This window comes from Mesorhizobium sp. WSM4311 (assembly GCF_002295115.1).
GTDB lineage: Bacteria > Pseudomonadota > Alphaproteobacteria > Rhizobiales > Rhizobiaceae > Mesorhizobium.
This window is the reverse complement of sequence record NZ_NSFV01000012.1, coordinates 76,117-92,248: the sequence shown is the minus strand read 5'-3', so window position 1 is coordinate 92,248 and position 16,132 is coordinate 76,117. Positions and strand designations below refer to the sequence as shown.

General features: G+C 64.6%; 17 protein-coding genes. 4 read left to right on the top strand and 13 right to left on the bottom strand.

From position 1 onward, the window contains the following. Nucleotide 1 precedes the first annotated feature (1 nt). The gene (locus CK226_RS26585; RefSeq protein WP_095793462.1) at nt 2–829 is read right to left on the bottom strand and encodes an NAD(P)H-binding protein; all 828 of its coding nucleotides are present in this window, start codon (nt 827–829) and stop codon (nt 2–4) included. A gap of 125 nt (nt 830–954) precedes the next feature. Between CK226_RS26585 and CK226_RS26580 the strand changes: the two genes are divergently transcribed. Next, entirely contained in the window at nt 955–1,584 is a 630-nt protein-coding gene (locus CK226_RS26580; protein ID WP_095789912.1) for a TetR/AcrR family transcriptional regulator, read from the top strand. Between the two features lie 239 nt (nt 1,585–1,823). Here the strand turns inward: CK226_RS26580 and rpmE are convergent, their stop codons facing one another. Continuing rightward, nucleotides 1,824–2,045, bottom strand: a complete 222-nt coding sequence (rpmE, locus tag CK226_RS26575; RefSeq protein WP_010912060.1) for a 50S ribosomal protein L31 — start codon at nt 2,043–2,045, stop codon at nt 1,824–1,826. Nucleotides 2,046–2,248: 203 nt separating this feature from the next. Between rpmE and CK226_RS26570 the strand changes: the two genes are divergently transcribed. Next, a complete protein-coding gene (locus tag CK226_RS26570) occupies nt 2,249–4,051 on the top strand; it encodes an ABC transporter transmembrane domain-containing protein (RefSeq protein WP_095789911.1) in 1,803 nt (600 codons plus the stop codon). A 36-nt stretch (nt 4,052–4,087) separates the two neighbouring features. Here CK226_RS26570 and CK226_RS26565 read toward each other — a convergent pair whose 3' ends face one another. After that, nucleotides 4,088–5,575: a carboxypeptidase M32 gene (locus CK226_RS26565; RefSeq protein WP_095793496.1), complete on the bottom strand. Its 1,488-nt coding sequence runs from the start codon at nt 5,573–5,575 to the stop codon at nt 4,088–4,090. Nucleotides 5,576–5,716: 141 nt separating this feature from the next. On the opposite strand from CK226_RS26565, the gene CK226_RS26560 reads away from it, so the two are divergent. After that, nucleotides 5,717–6,070, top strand: a complete 354-nt coding sequence (locus CK226_RS26560) for a DUF1304 domain-containing protein (protein ID WP_095772035.1) — start codon at nt 5,717–5,719, stop codon at nt 6,068–6,070. Between the two features lie 92 nt (nt 6,071–6,162). Here the strand turns inward: CK226_RS26560 and CK226_RS26555 are convergent, their stop codons facing one another. The 7 genes from CK226_RS26555 to CK226_RS26525 form a co-directional block, all read right to left on the bottom strand. After that, nucleotides 6,163–6,588 carry a hypothetical protein gene (locus CK226_RS26555; protein ID WP_095793461.1) on the bottom strand — a complete coding sequence of 142 codons (426 nt, stop codon included), beginning with the start codon at nt 6,586–6,588 and terminating at the stop codon, nt 6,163–6,165. A gap of 248 nt (nt 6,589–6,836) precedes the next feature. Beyond that, a complete protein-coding gene (locus CK226_RS26550; protein ID WP_095772037.1) occupies nt 6,837–7,865 on the bottom strand; it encodes a peptidoglycan -binding protein in 1,029 nt (342 codons plus the stop codon). Between the two features lies 1 nt (nt 7,866). Beyond that, a complete protein-coding gene (locus CK226_RS26545) occupies nt 7,867–8,892 on the bottom strand; it encodes a MotA/TolQ/ExbB proton channel family protein (RefSeq protein WP_095772038.1) in 1,026 nt (341 codons plus the stop codon). A 103-nt stretch (nt 8,893–8,995) separates the two neighbouring features. Then, entirely contained in the window at nt 8,996–9,682 is a 687-nt protein-coding gene (locus CK226_RS26540) for a hemolysin III family protein (protein WP_095772039.1), read from the bottom strand. 101 nt (nt 9,683–9,783) lie between these two features. Then, the gene (locus CK226_RS26535) at nt 9,784–10,584 is read right to left on the bottom strand and encodes an inositol monophosphatase family protein (RefSeq protein WP_095789907.1); all 801 of its coding nucleotides are present in this window, start codon (nt 10,582–10,584) and stop codon (nt 9,784–9,786) included. A 24-nt stretch (nt 10,585–10,608) separates the two neighbouring features. Next, nucleotides 10,609–11,175 carry an elongation factor P gene (gene efp, locus CK226_RS26530; protein WP_032932086.1) on the bottom strand — a complete coding sequence of 189 codons (567 nt, stop codon included), beginning with the start codon at nt 11,173–11,175 and terminating at the stop codon, nt 10,609–10,611. Nucleotides 11,176–11,281: 106 nt separating this feature from the next. Then, nucleotides 11,282–12,148 (bottom strand): LysR family transcriptional regulator, encoded by an 867-nt coding sequence (locus CK226_RS26525; RefSeq protein ID WP_095793460.1) that lies wholly within the window; start codon nt 12,146–12,148, stop codon nt 11,282–11,284. A 106-nt stretch (nt 12,149–12,254) separates the two neighbouring features. Here CK226_RS26525 and CK226_RS26520 point away from each other — a divergent pair, with 106 nt between their 5' ends. Next, a complete protein-coding gene (locus CK226_RS26520) occupies nt 12,255–13,271 on the top strand; it encodes an NAD(P)-dependent alcohol dehydrogenase (protein ID WP_095793459.1) in 1,017 nt (338 codons plus the stop codon). A gap of 14 nt (nt 13,272–13,285) precedes the next feature. On the opposite strand, the gene CK226_RS26515 is transcribed toward CK226_RS26520, so the two are convergent. The 3 genes from CK226_RS26515 to CK226_RS26505 form a co-directional block, all read right to left on the bottom strand. Then, a complete protein-coding gene (locus tag CK226_RS26515) occupies nt 13,286–14,326 on the bottom strand; it encodes a tetratricopeptide repeat protein (RefSeq protein ID WP_095789904.1) in 1,041 nt (346 codons plus the stop codon). A gap of 1 nt (nt 14,327) precedes the next feature. Beyond that, nucleotides 14,328–14,975, bottom strand: a complete 648-nt coding sequence (locus tag CK226_RS26510; protein ID WP_095793458.1) for a thiamine phosphate synthase — start codon at nt 14,973–14,975, stop codon at nt 14,328–14,330. A gap of 127 nt (nt 14,976–15,102) precedes the next feature. After that, nucleotides 15,103–16,008 carry a DMT family transporter gene (locus tag CK226_RS26505; protein ID WP_095793495.1) on the bottom strand — a complete coding sequence of 302 codons (906 nt, stop codon included), beginning with the start codon at nt 16,006–16,008 and terminating at the stop codon, nt 15,103–15,105. Between the last annotated feature and the right edge of the window lie 124 nt (nt 16,009–16,132).

The following is a 16,132-nucleotide window of genomic DNA, read 5'->3' as shown; positions in this document are numbered from 1 at the left end:
CTCAGTTACTCCAGATTCGGCTAGCGGCGGTTTCGGTTGCGTAGGCGGAAAAGTCTTTCGGTGCACGGCCGAGCACGCGCTGGACGCCGTCAGTGAGCATCTCGTTGCGGCCGTCGAGCACTTGGGTGAACAGCTCATCGAGCAGCCAGACGATTTCGGGTGGCAGTTCATGCGACGCGATAGCGGCCGTGAACTCGTCATGCGAAATTCTGACAAAGCGGATGTCACGTCCGGCTGCCTTGGCAATTTCGGCGACCGCGTCGGCGAAGCTCAACAGCCGCGGCCCCGTCAGCTCATAGAGCTGGCCGACATGACCGGGCCCGGTCAGCACCGCTTCGGCGGCGTCAGCGATGTCGTCGACATCGACAAAGGGTTCGCCGACAGGTCCGACCGGCAGGGCCACTTCGCCCGCCAGCAACGGCTCGACGAGAAAGCCTTCACTGAAATTCTGCGAGAACCATGCGCAGCGCAGGATCGTCCAGTCGGCCCCGGAAGCCTGCAGCATCTCTTCGGCGCGCTGCGCCTCGTGCTCGCCGCGGCCCGACAACAGCACCAGACGTCGAACGCCATGCGCCACGGCAAGGCGGGTGAAGGCATCGATCACCTCGGCGGCGCCCGGCACGGCGATGTCGGGATAGTAGCTGATATAGACCGCGCTGACGTCCTTGAGTGCCGGAGCCCAGCTCGCGGGCGCCTCCCAGTCGAAGCGCGGCGTGCCGGAACGGGAGCCGATCCGTACCGGAATGCCGCGCGCCGTCAGCCGCTCGGCAAGACGGCGGCCGGTCTTGCCGGTGCCGCCGAGGATCAGAATTGGTTTGGTGTCGGTCATGGTGGTTTTCCTCCGTTTGAAAATATGAGTAATCCTCACATTTGCAAAACGTGATAAACCCTCGTATTTTGTCAGTCAAGCCATTTTCTCGGCGATTGTGCCGAATGCATTGTTGGAGACAGTCGATGGAACGCACGCCGGCCAACGAGCAGATCGCTTCGCCACGGCGGGCGCCAAGCCAGCAGCGCAGCCGCGAGCGGGTGGAGCGCATGCTGGCCGCGGCCTCGGCGCTGATCACCGAGCAAGGCAGCGACGCCATGCGCATGGGCGAGGTCGCGGAACGGGCAGGGGTGTCGATCGGCTCGCTCTACCAGTTCTTCCCCGACAAGCGGGCGATCATCTGGGCACTGGCCGAGCGCTACACGGCCGAAAGCCAGGCCTGTATCTCGGCGGCGCTCAGGGATGTCAGCGACGCCGAAGGCCTGCGGCAGGCTTTCTCGGAGCTGGTCGATATCTACTACGGGCTGTTCCTGGCCGAGCCGGTGATGCGCGACATCTGGTCGGGCACGCAGGCCGACAAGGCGCTGCGCCAGCTCGAACTCGCCGACAGCCGGGCCAATGCGGAGTTCCTGGTCGCGGTGCTGAAGCGCTTGCGGCCCGGCGCCGACCCCCTCGCCCTGGAAACCACGGCGCTTCTCGTCTGGCAAATGGGCGAGGCCGCGGTACGGCTGGCCATCTCGGTCGAGCGGCAGGAAGGCGACAGGCTGGTCGCCGCCTACAAGCGCATGGCGCTGCGGGAGTTGGTGGACGGGTAGAATGCCTCCCAATCCTCCCCCGCGTGGGGTCGAAGGAAGGGCAAGCCCCGTGGCTCGCCCCGACAAGTCGCTGCGAAGCAGCAGGGTGGGGCCGGCGCCAGACCCCCACCCGGACCTTCGGTCCGACCTCCCACAAGGGGGAGGTAGGGGTGGGCGCCAGCTCGAGGCGCGTCACCTCATCGCAACAAAAAACCCGCCACAAGGGCGGGTTTTTGATCTGCGACAATGCCGAAGTGGGCTTAGAGGCCGAAACCTTCGAAACGCTTCTTGAACTTGGAGAGGCGGCCGCCGCGGTCGAGCAGGGTCTGCTGGCCGCCGGTCCAGGCCGGGTGGGTGGTCGGGTCGATATCGAGGTTCATCGTATCGCCTTCCTTGCCCCAGGTCGAACGGGTCGTGTATTCGGTGCCGTCTGTCATGACGACCTTGATGGTGTGGTAGTCGGGATGAATAGCGCTCTTCATGGTTCGGTTCCTGGCTTGCCGGCGCGGCTGACGGGCATGAGCCTGCGTCGATGCGCCTCTTTTTAAAACTCGAAGCCGTAGCTATTGAGGAGCCACGGCTTCTAAAACGGTCGGCGAGCCTATACATCAGCCGAAATTGAATCACAAGGCCGCGTCAAACGCATATTGATGGCGCGCACGAAAAGGGCCAGAGGAAAACGGTCATGGCGGACATCAGTGGCGATGCGGACGAGCGTCGGCGCTCGCTCAAGCCGCTCAGGCGCCTGTTCCCCTATCTTGGCCGCTACCGGAAACTGGTCATCGGCGCCGTGATCTCGCTGACGGTCGCGGCGGCGACGACACTGGCCCTGCCGCTGGCGGTGCGGCGCATGATCGACCACGGCTTTTCGGCATCGGATTCCAGCTTCATCGCCGAATATTTCGGCATGCTGGTGGTGATGGCCGCCGTGCTGGCGGCGGCGTCGGCCTGCCGCTACTATTTCGTCATCACGCTCGGCGAACGTGTTGTCGCCGACATCCGCAATGACGTGTTCAGCCATGTGACGACCCTCTCGCCATCCTTCTTCGATACGTCGCAGTCGGGAGAGATCGTATCGCGGCTCGCGGCCGATACGACGCAGGTCAAGTCGGCCGTGGGGGCGACCGCCTCGGTTGCGCTGCGCAACGTCATCCTCGGCCTCGGCGCCGTGGCAATGATGGTCTTCACCAGCCCGAAACTGTCCGGCCTTGTCATCGCGGCCATCCCCGTCATCGTCTTGCCGCTGGTCGCCTTTGGGCGCTCGGTGCGTCGCAAATCGCGGCTGGCGCAAGACACGCTGGCTAATGCGACCGCCTATGCCAGCGAGCAGATCGGCGCGGTGCGGACGCTGCAGGCTTTCACCAACGAAAGACTGGTCACCGGTCGCTTTTCGTCTGCCGTGGAGGCCGCCTTCGAGGCGGCGCGCGCCTCGATCTTCGCTCGCTCCTTCCTCACCTTCTTCGCCATCTTCATGATCTTTTCCTCCGTCGTGGCGGTGCTGTGGTTCGGATCGCGCGACGTGCTCGAAGGCACGCTGTCGCCGGGCACGCTTGGCCAGTTCCTGCTCTATTCGGTGTTCGCCGCAGGCGCGCTCGGCGCGCTGTCGGAGGTCTGGGGCGAACTTGCCCAGGCAGCGGGCGCGGCCGAGCGGCTGACCGAGATCCTGGCCGAAAAGCCGGCGATCCAGGCGCCGGCCGAGCCGAAGCCGCTGCCGGCGGTCGCCAAGGGCGCGATCGTCTTCGACGACGTCTCCTTCTCCTATCCGGCGCGGCCCGACCGGGCCGCCGTCCACGGCCTGAGTTTCCAGGTCATGCCCGGCGAGACAGTGGCCATCGTCGGCCCTTCGGGGGCGGGCAAGAGCACCGTCTTTTCGTTGATCCTGCGCTTCTACGATCCCGAAACCGGCAAGATCATGATCGATGGCGTCGATGTGCGCGAAGCCGATCCGGCTTCGGTGCGCGAACGCATAGCCATCGTGCCGCAGGACGTCACCATCTTCGCGGCGAGCGCGCGCGACAATATCGGCTTCGGCCGGCCGGGCGCAGGCAATGCCGAGATCGAGGCGGCGGCGAAGGACGCGCTGGCCGACGAATTCATCCTCAAGCTCGAGAACGGCTATGACAGCCAGGTCGGCGAACGCGGCGTGACGCTGTCCGGCGGCCAGCGCCAGCGCGTGGCGATCGCCCGCGCCATCCTGCGCGACGCGCCGATCCTGCTGCTCGACGAAGCCACCTCGGCGCTGGATGCCGAAAGCGAGACACTGGTGCAGACGGCGCTGGAGCGGCTGATGCAAGGCCGCACCACCATCGTCATCGCCCACCGGCTGGCAACGGTGCTGAAGGCCGACAGGATCCTGGTCATGGATGGCGGCCGCATCGTCGAGGAAGGCACGCATCAGAGCCTGGTCGCCAAGGGCGGCATCTATGCCAGGCTTGCCAAGCTGCAGTTCGAGACCGGCGCCAGCGCCTTCAGAGGGGCGGCGGAGTAGACAGGCGCTTCTGCCCTGTCGGTTCCCTCGATGGCTTCACGCGGTTCCATACCGTTTGCGCAGGTGATCGACGAAATGCACGGCGTTGAGCTTTTCGCCCGTGGCGCGTTCGAGCAGGTCCGGCGTCGACCAACGCGAGCCCTGCGACCATATCTTCTTGCGGCGCCAGTCATTGATATCCGTGAAATTCCCTTTCGCCAGGTGGTCATCTGCGGAAGGATGTTCGCGCGTCAGCGCGGCCCATTGCTGCGCCGCCATCATTGCGCCCAGCGTGTAGGACGGGAAGTAGCCGAAGGCGGCACCCGGCCAGTGCACGTCCTGCATCGGCCCGTCGGCCGGATTGTCCAACGTGGAGAGGCCGAGATAGTCGCGCATCTTGGCGTCCCAGGCTTCGGGCAAATCGGCAACCTCCAGCCTGCCCGAGACCAGCTCCTGCTCCAGCTCGTAGCGCAGGATGACATGCAGGGGATAGGTCACCTCGTCGGCATCGACGCGGATCAGGCCGCGCTCGACGCGATGCACATGCGGCAGGAGATCGTCGAGCGACCAGGCCTCGCCGAGATGCTTTTCCACCACCGGTAGCGCCCAGCGCCAGAAGGCGGGATTGCGGCCGATCTGCTTTTCGACGAACAGGCTCTGGCTTTCATGCACGGCCATGCCGCGCGCCTTGCCGAGCGGCCAGTGCGACCACGCCTTCGGCAGGTTCTGTTCATAGAGCGCATGGCCGGTCTCGTGCAGCACGCCCATCAGCGCCGACAGGAAATCCGATGTCTTGTAACGGGTGGTGATGCGCACGTCGCTGGGCACGCCGCCGCAGAAGGGATGGTGCGATACCGACAGCGAGCCGTGCGTCAGGTCGAAACCGACGGCCGCCATCATGGCAAGGCCAAGCTCGCGCTGCTTGTCGATCGCGTAGGTGCCTGAGAGCGGCTTCAGCGGATGCTTGCGCAGCCGCGCCTCCTGGATCGCCAGCGCCTCCGGCACGAATCCCTTGAGGAAGGCTTTCAGGTCGGCGAAGACGGGGGTGATGTCGGCGGTACGGTTGCCGGGATCGAATTGCTCCATCAGCGCATCGTAAGGGGCGAGGCCGAGCACGTCGGAACGCAGGGCCGCCTCTTCGCGCACCAGCGCCACCACGCCCTCGAGCGCCGGCTGGAAACCCGCCCAATCGTTCTTGGCGCGCAGGTCGCGCCACAGCTGCTCGCAACGCATGCGCGCCGTCGTCTGGCGTTCGACGAATTCGACCGGCAGGCAGGTCAGGTTGGTGTATTGCCGCCGCAGTTCGCCGAGCGCCGCACGCTGCTGGTCGTCGAGCGCCTCGCCTTCGGCGGTGGCGATCCAATCGGCGATTTCCGGGGCGGTCGCCCTGGTGTGGTACATGCCGGCCAGTGCCGCCATCGCCTCGGCGCGCTTCTCGCCGCCGCCGACGGCCATATGCGTGGCTTCGTCAGCGCCGAGGATGGCCAGCGCATGCTCAAGCGCTTCGAGCTTGTGGCCGAGGTCGTCGAGTTTCTGAAAGGACATGGCGGCTTCCGTGATTGAGGACGGCGCGAAAAGACACCAACGCAAAAGCGTTGGCAACCCTCGGATGCCCTCCGGCGGATGCATCTTGCGCAGGCGATGCCACACATGAAATGCTGCCGGCAACGCATGAAGGGGGAGCAAATGATCGGCAACATCCTGGTCGGGCTGGTGGCCTTGATCCATGTCTACATCGTCTATCTCGAGATGGTGCTGTGGGACACGCCGCGCGGGCACAAGACATTCCGCCTGACGCCGGAATTCGCCAGGGCGTCGAAGGTGCTCGCCGCCAATCAGGGCCTCTACAACGGATTTCTCGCCGCAGGCCTGATCTGGGGGCTGTATCTCGGCGCCGCCGGTTTTCAGGTCAAGGTCTTCTTCCTGTTGTGCGTGGCCATTGCCGGCCTTTACGGCGCGGCAACGGCCGGCCGCAAGATCCTGTTCATCCAGACCGTGCCGGCGGTGGTCGCCCTGATCGCGGTCTGGCTCGGTTGGTAGGCAGGCCGGGCTGGTGAGGAAAAAGGACGCCCGCGGGATTGGGGTCCCGAAGGCGCCAGGTGGTCCCTTCCTCTTGGACCTTGCCGGAGGCCTCAGCCGTTCGGATAGGTTCCGCCGTCGGCGCCGTCACCCATCAGGAAACCGCTGCCGGTATCGACCCGCAGCCGCTGGTCCACATTGTCGAGGCGGCGCAGCAGGTCATGGTATTGCGCTGCCGGTATCCTGCCGTGATCGGACGCGGCTATCTTTTCGGCCGCCTGCCTGATGCGGGCGGTGCGCATTTCCAGGCGCTCCGCCACCGCCGGGGTGATGTTGTTGGCCCGCCTGGCGTCGACTATGCCGTGGCGGATGCCCTTAACCTGCTCGAAGAGAGCCTCGACACGCGGGCCGGTCATGTCTGTCGGGTCCGTCGCCTCGAGAGCGCCCTTGTGATGGCCTGCGGCATAGGCGCCGGCGAGCGGGGCGACAATGAGAACCGTGGCAAGCGTTGCAGTCTTGAGAGGTGCTGATGTGCGCATGGGGCGCTTCCTCCTGCTGGGAAGGAGGCGGTCGCGCCGCCTCGCCTTCCGACTGTTTGGGTCGTCCAGTTCCGTCGCGTCGCGATGGGAGGCATCGCCGGCGGTTCTCGGCCCTGAGCGGCAAGCTAGGAGCGCTCCGGCGCGAAGTGTAATTAAAAAAAGATAATCTTTTCAGGCCTTGCCGGCTACACTCTGCGCCCTAGAGTTGAGCCGGCGAACAAATTCGCGTGAGTTCGCGTGATGAGAAATCAACGTTCGGTGAGCTTCAGTTCAATGCGGCGGTTCTTGTTGCGCGCTTCGTCGGTGTCGGCGGGGTCGAGCGGCTGGAACTCACCGAAGCCGGCGGCGACCAGACGGTTGGCCGGCACGCCGTTCTCGATCAGGAACTTGACCACCGAGGTCGAACGCGCCGTCGACAATTCCCAATTGTCGCGGTAGCGGCCCGTGCCGGAGAGCGGCTTGTTGTCGGTATGGCCGTCGACGCGCAGCACCCAGTTGATCTCGGGCGGGATTTCCTTCTGCAACTCGATGATGGCGTCGGCGAGCTTCTTCATCTCGACCTTGCCGGCATCGTTGATCACCTCGGAGCCGGTCGGGAACAACACTTCCGACTGGAAGACGAAGCGGTCGCCGACGATGCGGATATTCTCGCGGTCGGCGAGGATCTCGCGCAGGCGTCCGAAGAAGTCGGAGCGGTAGCGGTTCAATTCCTGCACGCGCTGCGCCAGGGCGACGTTCAGCCGGCGGCCGAGATCGGCGATCTTGGTGTTGGAATCGCGGTCGCGGGCTTCGGACACGTTGAGGGCGTCTTCAAGCGCGCCGATCTGCTTGCGCAGCGCGGCGATCTGCTGGTTGAGGATCTCGACCTGGCTCAGCGCCTGCTGGCTGATCTGGCGCTGGCTGTCGAGTTCGCCCGAAAGCGCCGCGGCGCGCTGGTTGGCCTGGTCGCCGGCGCCGGCGCCTTGCGCCAGCAACTGTTCGAGCCGGCTCTTCTCGGCCTCGGCCGCCGACAGCGACGCCTGCAGGTTGGCGAGCGAGTCCTCCTTGTCCTGCGCTGTCGAGCGCTCCAGCGCCAGAAGTTGCGTCAGTTCGTTGATCTGCGAGTTGAGGCGGTTGAGCACCGTGTCCTTGCCGGAAATCTCGCGGCCGAGCAGGAACTGGGCCAGCACGAAGACGGTGAGCAGGAACATGATGGCGAGCAGCAGCGTCGACAGCGCGTCGACGAAGCCCGGCCAGTAGTCGATGCGGCGGTCGGCGCGCCGTCTTGCTAGCGCCACGTCAGTGGACCCCTTGCTTCTTCAGCGCGTCGGCGATCTTCTCCAGCGTGTTGCGCATCGCCTTCTGCTCGTCGGACTGGGCCTCGACCCAGTCACGCATGATCTGTTGTTCCGAACGCATGTTCTTGACCAGGCCGGAAATGCCGTCGGCGAGATTGGCCATGGCGGTGGCGACGCGCGGATTGGAGCCGCCGCCATTCTCCTGCATGCTGCGCAGGCGCTCCGACAGCAGACGGATTTCGTCGGATGGTTCGCTCTTGGCCTGATCGGAGACGACGATGTCGGAGGAGAGATCGGTGACCGAGGACAGCCAGTTCTCAAGCTCGGTGTAGAAGCGCGTCTGGGCGCGGCCCGCCTGCAGGTCGAGGAAGCCGAGCACGAGCGAGCCGGAGAGGCCGAACAGCGAGGACGAGAAGGCCGTACCCATGCCGGCCAGAGGCGCTGCAAGCCCTTGCTTCAGCGAATCCAGCACGGCGGCGGCGTCGCCGCTGCCGGGATCGAGCGCTTCGATGGTTTCGCGAATCGAGCCTATCGTGTTCAGCAGGCCCCAGAAAGTGCCGAGCAGGCCGAGGAACACCAGGAGGCCGACCAGGTAGCGCGAGGTGTCGCGGCTTTCGTCGAGGCGCGTGGCGATGGAATCGAGCATGGTGCGCATCGAGGAGGTCGAGAATGCCATGGTCGAGGAGCGGCCGATCATGGCTTTCATCGGCGCCAGCAGCACCGGCTCGGTGGTCTCCGAACCGGCGCGGAAGGAGTTGAGCCAGCGCACTTCGCGAAACAGCCGCCCGACCTGGGCGAAGGCAAGCAGGATGCCGACCGCCAGCACGCCGATGATAAGACCGTTGAGCCCGGGATTGGTGACGAAAGCCGTCGAGATCTGGCGGGTCAGGATGGCGGCAATGAAGGCGACGATGGCCAGGAAGATGACCATGGTCAGCAGGAACACCTGCGGACTCGACAGTTTATGCGGATCGTAGATCAATACGTCGGAGCGCCTGCCCATGCCGAAGGATCTGAGAAAAGCCATCCGTGCCCCGTTTCGCTGCCGCTGCCGCCGATCACGTCGTTCGCGACTCTAAACGCAATTGTGACCAAATTGAATGGCGCTTGGCAATATTGCCACGAGCGGATCAGAAACGGTTTATCACCAGACAGTCGACCATGGCCGCCAGATGCAGGCCTGCGCCGGTGACGACGAAGCCGTGCCACAAGGCGTTGTGAAAGCGCAGACCCTTCCAGGCGAAGAAGATGACGCCGCAGGAATAGACGACGCCACCGGCAACGATGAGCACGATCGACGTCGTCGGCAGCGTCGCGACAAGCGGCTTGACCAGGACGATGCCGCTCCAGCCGATGGCGAGATAGAAGACGATCGCCAGCCGGTCAAAACGGCCGGGAAAGCCCACCTTGATGGCGATGCCCGTCGCCGCCGCGATCCAGACCAGCACGATCATCCAGCGGGCCAGCGGCGACGCGTCGAGCTGGGCCAGAAAAGGCGTGTAGGTGGCGGCGATGAGAAGATAGATCGCGGCGTGATCGAAGCGCCGCAGAACCCATTTGGCCGGCGACGTCACCGGCCACAGATTGTAGGCCAGCGACACTGAGAGGACGGTTAGCAGCGAAACGACATAGAAGGCGGCGGCGATGTACTCGCCAGGTCCGACGCGAAACGCCGCCAGCGCCAGCAACGCCGAGCCGGCCGCGATCGCCAGCACGATGCCGACAGCATGGACAATGCCGTCGGCGATCATCTCCGCGCGGGAGTAGTGCCAGCGCCCGACAAAGGGGATTTCGATTTGCGGCGGGATGTTGGTCATCGATCGTCCTGCATCACCCCATATCTGGGCAACCGCCGGACAGTATTTCAAGCTCAGGTGGCGGTTTTGCGACCGCGGCCGTTCAGCGCGGCGGGAGGGCTTTAGCGGGGTGCCAGGGGCTTTTTCACCGTCTTCAGCAGCGCACGCTGGATGACCTCGTTGCCGGCAACGACGGAGCCGTTGTCCAGCATGTCCTGCCCGCCATCCATGTCCGAGACGAAACCGCCGGCTTCGCGGATCAGGAGCAGGCCGGCGGCGATGTCCCAGGCCGACAGGCCGGTTTCCCAGAAACCGTCCATGCGGCCGGCAGCGACATAAGCGAGATCGAGCGCGGCGGAACCGAGACGGCGCACGCCCGAGACCTCGGCCATGACGTTGCGCAATTCCACGAGGAAATTGCCGTGGTGGCCGCGTCCCAGATGCGGCATGCCGCAGCCGATCACCGTGTCGACCAGCTTGGTGCGGCCGGCCACGCGCAGCCGGCGGTCGTTCATGAATGCGCCGCCACCGCGCTCGGTCGTGTAGAGCTCGTCCATGGCCGGGTTGTAGATGACTCCGGCTACGATCTGGCCCTGGCGCTCCAACGCGATCGAGACGGCGAAAAGCGGAATGCCGTGCAGGAAATTGGTGGTGCCGTCGAGTGGATCGACGATCCAGCGGTGCTGGCTGTCTTCGCCTTCCACCGCACCGCGCTCTTCCATCAGGAAACCGTAGCCCGGACGCGCCTTCGACAATTCGGCAAAGATGATGTCCTCGGCCTTGCGGTCGGCCTGGCTGACATAATCGCCGGGTCCCTTCAACGAGACCTGCAGGTTCTGGACCTCGCCGAAGTCGCGCGACAGCGAGCGGCCGGCCTTCATTGCGGCCTGGACCATGACGTTGAGAAGGGCTGAGCGTGCCATCGTATGTCTTCCTGCTGCAGCGCGTCAGTCGGCGCGGCGCACGTAAGTGATTTCGTTGGTGTCGACGATGATGCGTTCGCCGGCGCCGATGAAGGGCGGCACCAGCACGCGAATGCCGTTCTCCAGCACCGCCGGCTTGTAGGAGGATGCAGCCGTCTGGCCCTTCACCACCGGGTCGGCCTCGGTGATGGTCAGGGTCACCTGATCGGGCAGCGAAATGCCGATCGGCCTCTCCTCATAAAGCTGGACAGTCACCATCATGCCGTCCTGCAAGAACGCGGCGCGGTCGCCGACGAAATCCTTGTTCAGTTCGAGCTGTTCGTAGCTTTGGGTGTCCATGAACACCAGCGCGTCGTCCTGCTCGTAGAGAAAGGAAAAATCCTTCAGGTCGAGGCGGATCTGTTCGACCGTCTCGGCCGAGCGGAAGCGCTCGTTGAGCTTGGTGCCGTTGATGAGGTTCTTCAGTTCGACCTGGTTGTAGGCGCCGCCCTTGCCGGGCTTGACGGTGTTGGTCCTGACCGCCACCCACAGGCCGCCATCATGCTCGATGACGTAGCCGGGACGGATTTCGTTGCCATTGATCTTGGCCATGATGGGGTGATCCGGAATGAGATTTTCGCCGGGACTAGCGATTTAGGGGCTCCCAAGACCACAAATCGTCCGGAGAGGCAAGGGACGCCGGATCGGCCCCAACCGGTCAGTCGGTATCAGCCTCGATCTTGATGGCTTCGCCGACGGTCTTTGCAATGGCCTCAACGACCTTCGCCAGCCGGTTGAGATGTGGCGAGCGCAATGCCACGACCTGCAATGAAAGGTCGACACCTTCGAGATCGACAAGCGCGAGGCCGTCGGGAAGTCCACGCGTCGCGAGCCGCAACGGCATGAGGCCGAGGCCGTGTCCCCGACGGACCCATTCCATCTGCATCGCCGGATCCTGAATTTCCGCCGCCACAATGAGCGGATGCCGTTCACCGCCCAAACTGGAGAGGAGCGTCTGACGCGCGTCGCAAGGCTCGGGGCTGAGAACCCAGGGCATGCTGGTCCGAGCGTCCGCGAGATGGGCGCCGGCTTGCGCTATGATGCAAAGACGTTCGGTGCCAAGCGCGTCCGGGCCTTGATGACCGGCAGGTCGCAGAACGATCGCCATATCGAGTTGACCGCGTTCGAACTGCTCGACCAGCTCAGCGCTCCAACCGGTCTTGAGCCGCAACGATATCTTTGGAAACGCAGCGGCGGCGCCGGCGACAGCGCCCGCAATGCTTGCATCGGACAAGCCATGCGCCAGGCCGACACGCAGCACGCCCTGCGGCTCGGCGTCGGCGGCGAACGCTTTCAGAGCCTCGACCGAAGCCAGTATGTCCTTTGCCCGCGCCAGCACCTCCAATCCCGCCGCGGTCAGCCGCGGCGGCTTCTGCCGGCGATCGAGAAGCGTTGTCGCGAGCATATCCTCCAGCCGCTGCATCTGCCGGGTAACGGCCGGCTGCGTCAAAGGCAGGCGGCGGGCCACATTCTGGATCGAGCCTTCCTCGGCAAAGAGGACAAGCGTGCGCAATTCTTCCAGCATCCGTTGGTCCTCAAATGCATAATAATTTTGATTATTATGAATTTGAAATCAAAGTGCCGGCAAGCGATTTTCCTTTCGACGGACTTTCAAAAGGAAAGGGAAGACAATGAAGGCAATCGAGTTGCAGGCCCCCGGCGGCATCGACAATCTCAGACTGGTCGAGCGGCCGATGCCAGAACCGGGCCGCCAGGAGATGATCATCAAGGTCAAGGCAACAGCGCTCAACTACCGCGATGTGGAGATCGCCCGTGGCAGCTACCACACCGCCTTTGCGCTGCCGCTAATACCGCTTTCGGACGGTGTGGGCGAAGTGGTCGCGGTTGGCGCCGAAGTGACCCGTTTCAAGGTCGGCGACCGCGTTTGCGGCACATTCTGGCAGCGCTGGGTCGGCGGCAGTTTTGCCATGGCCGAGCCGTCCTATCAGCGTGGCGGCCCCATCGACGGTTTGCTGAGCGAGTTCGCGCGGCTGGACGAACAGGCGGCCGTGCTGGCGCCGCCACATCTAAGTGATGTCGAGGCGGCGACATTGCCTTGCGCCGCGGTCACTGCCTGGCACGCGTTGTTCACCGAAGGCCAGTTGAAACCGGGCGAGACGGTGCTGAGCCTGGGCACTGGCGGCGTCTCGTTGTTTGCCGTGCAGTTCGCCGCGGCAGCCGGCGCACGGGTCATCGTCACGTCAAGCAGCGACGACAAGCTCACGCGGGCAAAGGCGCTTGGCGCGCATGACGGCATCAACTATCGCGACAATCCCGATTGGTCGTCAGCCGTGCTGGCGCTGACCGGAGGCGGCGGCGCGGACCATATTATCGAGGTCGGCGGGCCGCAAAGCTTCACCCAGTCGCTGAAGGCTTCGGCGCGTGGCGCCCAGATCAACGTCATCGGCTATCTCGGCGGCAACGAAGGGTCCATCAATCCCCTCGACATCTTCCGCCGCCAGGTCAAGGCGCGCGGCATACCCGTGGGCTCACGCGAATCCTTCGAGGCAATGAACCGAGGCCTGACAGTCAACCGGATAAGACCCGTGATCGAGAAGGTATTTGCCTGGAAGGACGCGGCGGCAGCCTTCCGGTACCTCGAACACGGCTCGCCCTTCGGCAAGGTCGTCCTCGATCACACGCAATGATCCACCAACCGCCGTCACGGCAAACGATTCGCCTTCTGCAGGGCCTGTTTGGTCTGGTCGTCGCTCAGCCCTTGCAGGAAATCGTCCATGTCGGGGTCGATCAGACCGGCGCGGCGGGCGGCGATGTACCAGGCGCCGGCGAGCACCAGGTCCGGGTCGGTACCGATGCCTTGCATGTAGAGTTTTGCCAGCCGGTTCCGCGCGGCGACGTTGCCGCCCTCGGCTGCCTGCTTCGTCCAGCCGAAAGCCGATTTCAGGTCGCGGACACCGCCGCGGCCCTCGATCATCCAGGCGGCGAGATCGATCTGCGCGGTGTCGTAGTTCTGCCGCGCGGCCTGGGCGAGGAAGCGTCTTGCCTGCGCGTCGTCGCGCGGCTTGCCGCCGACGCCGTTGGCATAGATCTGGGACATGGCGTATTGCGCGTCGGCGAGGCCGGTCGCGGCGGCGCGCTCATAATAGGAAACCGCCTTGGCCAGACCCGCATCGCCGGGATCCTGCTGAACCAGCATCTGCGCGAAATTGAACTGCGCCAGCTGGTTGCCGGCTTCGGCGGCAGCCTGCATCAGGGCGTAGGCCTCTTTCGGGTCCTTCTTGACGTAACGGCCGTCGAGCAGCATCAGCGCATACTGGAACTGCGCCTCGGGCACACCCTGTTCGGCGGCAAGCGCATACCATTTCGAGGCTTCCGCCGCATTCAGCGGCACGCCGAGCCCGCGCGACAGGATCTCGGCCACCAATGTCTGCGCCGCCGGGTCGCCATTCTGGGCGCGGGTCAGCGCCAGGTTATAGGCCGTTTTGTAGAGCCCGCGCTGGAAGGCGCCATAGGCCGCATCCGCCGGCTTGGCGCCGAAGCGGTCGGGATTGATGCTGTCAACTGAGGGCAGCGGTGCCGGCTCCGCCGTGGTGGCGGGCTGCGGCAGCTGCTTTTCGATCGGCTTGTCGGTGTGCAGGCCGGTTTCAGGCTTGGGCTGTGGCTGGGGTATGGGTTCGGCGGCGGCGGCCTGGATCATGACCGCTGCAAGCAAGGCCTGAAGGGGAAGCCTTACCGAAGTCACATCAGTCCTCGAAGCGCGGCGCGGTTTCGTCGAGCAACGCGTTGGCACGGGCCACGGCGGTTTTCGGATCGACGCCGTCGGCGAACACCGCGCTCGACAGCGCGACGAACTCGGCGCCGGTGGCGGCCACGTCCTCTACGGAAGCCAGATCGGATCCGGCCATGACGATGCAGGGGATCTGGATCATCTGCGCCCACCACTCGCCCAGCGACAGGTTGCGCGGATGCGGCTCCGGCTTGTTGTCGTAGCCGAAACGGCCGAAGAAGATGTAGTCGGGCCTGACCTCGCCAAGCTCGAGCGCGTCGTCGCGCTTCTTGGCGCCGCCGGTGCCGACCATCATCTTCGCCTGGAAATGTTCGATCGTTTCGGCCAGTTCGGCCTTGGACGCCTCGACATGTATGCCGTCGGCCTGGACACGGCCGGCGATGCGGGTGTCGCCGGCGATGATCACGGCCACGCCCGCCGCCTGCGCCGTCGGCACGACCTGTTCGGCAAAGGCCTGGAAGGAGGCCTCGTCCATGCCGTTTTCGGGCAGGATCAGCGAAGCGACGTCGCCGCCGTCGAATGCGGCGGCGATACGGGCGGCCGGCACGCCGGGCGGCGCGATCAGCACGATGCGGCAACGATTTGGGGGTGTGGCGTCGTTCATGGTTCTTCGATCCCGGGTTTCGCCTATGCCGGGCGAAGATGGTTGCATTGCGGCATAGAGCAAACTGCCCGCTTTGAACAGGCGGGCAGTCGGGATCGCGTTTCCTGGCCGCCGGGCGGCGCCTGCCCTACTTGACCGGCTCAGGGCTCGCGGTGACCGGCTTCGATTTCCACAAGGACCAGCCGAGATTCATGCCGGCGGCAGCCACCAGGATTGCGGCGGCGCCGGCGACCTGGCTGAGATGCAGCCGATGGCCGAAAGCCACGACATCGACCAGGATGGCGACGACCGGATAGATGAAGGACAGCGATCCCTGCAGATGCGTCGGCAGCTTCTGGATGGCGCCGTACATCAATATGTACATCAGGCCGGTGTGGACGATGCCGAGCGTCGCCAGCATGGCCCAGCTCCACGGATCGGCGGGAAGACGCGAGAGATTGGCGAACGGCGCCAGCATGACGACGCCGACGCAGACCTGGATCAGCGCGATCAGATGCGGCGGCGTTCCCTTGAGCTTCTTGGTGACGATGGCCGCGACGGCCCAGAAAAAGGCCGCGGCCAGCGCCATGAGGATGCCGGCAAAATAGTTGGTGCCGACATCGCCGGCGTCAGGGGCGGCCTCGACGATCAACACCATGCCGGCAAAGGCTATTGCCAGCCATGTCAGCTTGGTCAGCGTCAGCCGTTCGGCGAAGAAGAGCGCGCCGAAGCCGACCAGCATGAAGGGCTGGGTGTTGTAGACGGCGGTGGCGATCGAGATCGACGCGCGGGAGAAGGCGCTGAACAGGAGCAGCCAGTTGATGACGATGGCCGCGCCGCCAAGCGCGGCGAGGCCGATGACGCGCAGCGATAGCCTGCCGCGCAACAATCCCAGGCAAGCGCAGATGATCAGCAGCGTCACCGCGCCGAACGCGCAGCGCCAGAACACCACGTCCATGATCGGCTGGCCGGACATGACGACGAACCATCCGATCGTCCCGAGGATCGCCATTGCGGCCGACATTTCGACCGTGCCACGTACCATATCGTTCATGATAATCTCCGAGCCCATTTTGACGCGGCATAATCTCATGCGAGATGGGCGCTTTCCACCTGATCGGAAAGGTTGTATGGTTGTATGACCTAATTATATTAGGCTACTTCCGCGAATTTGTGAG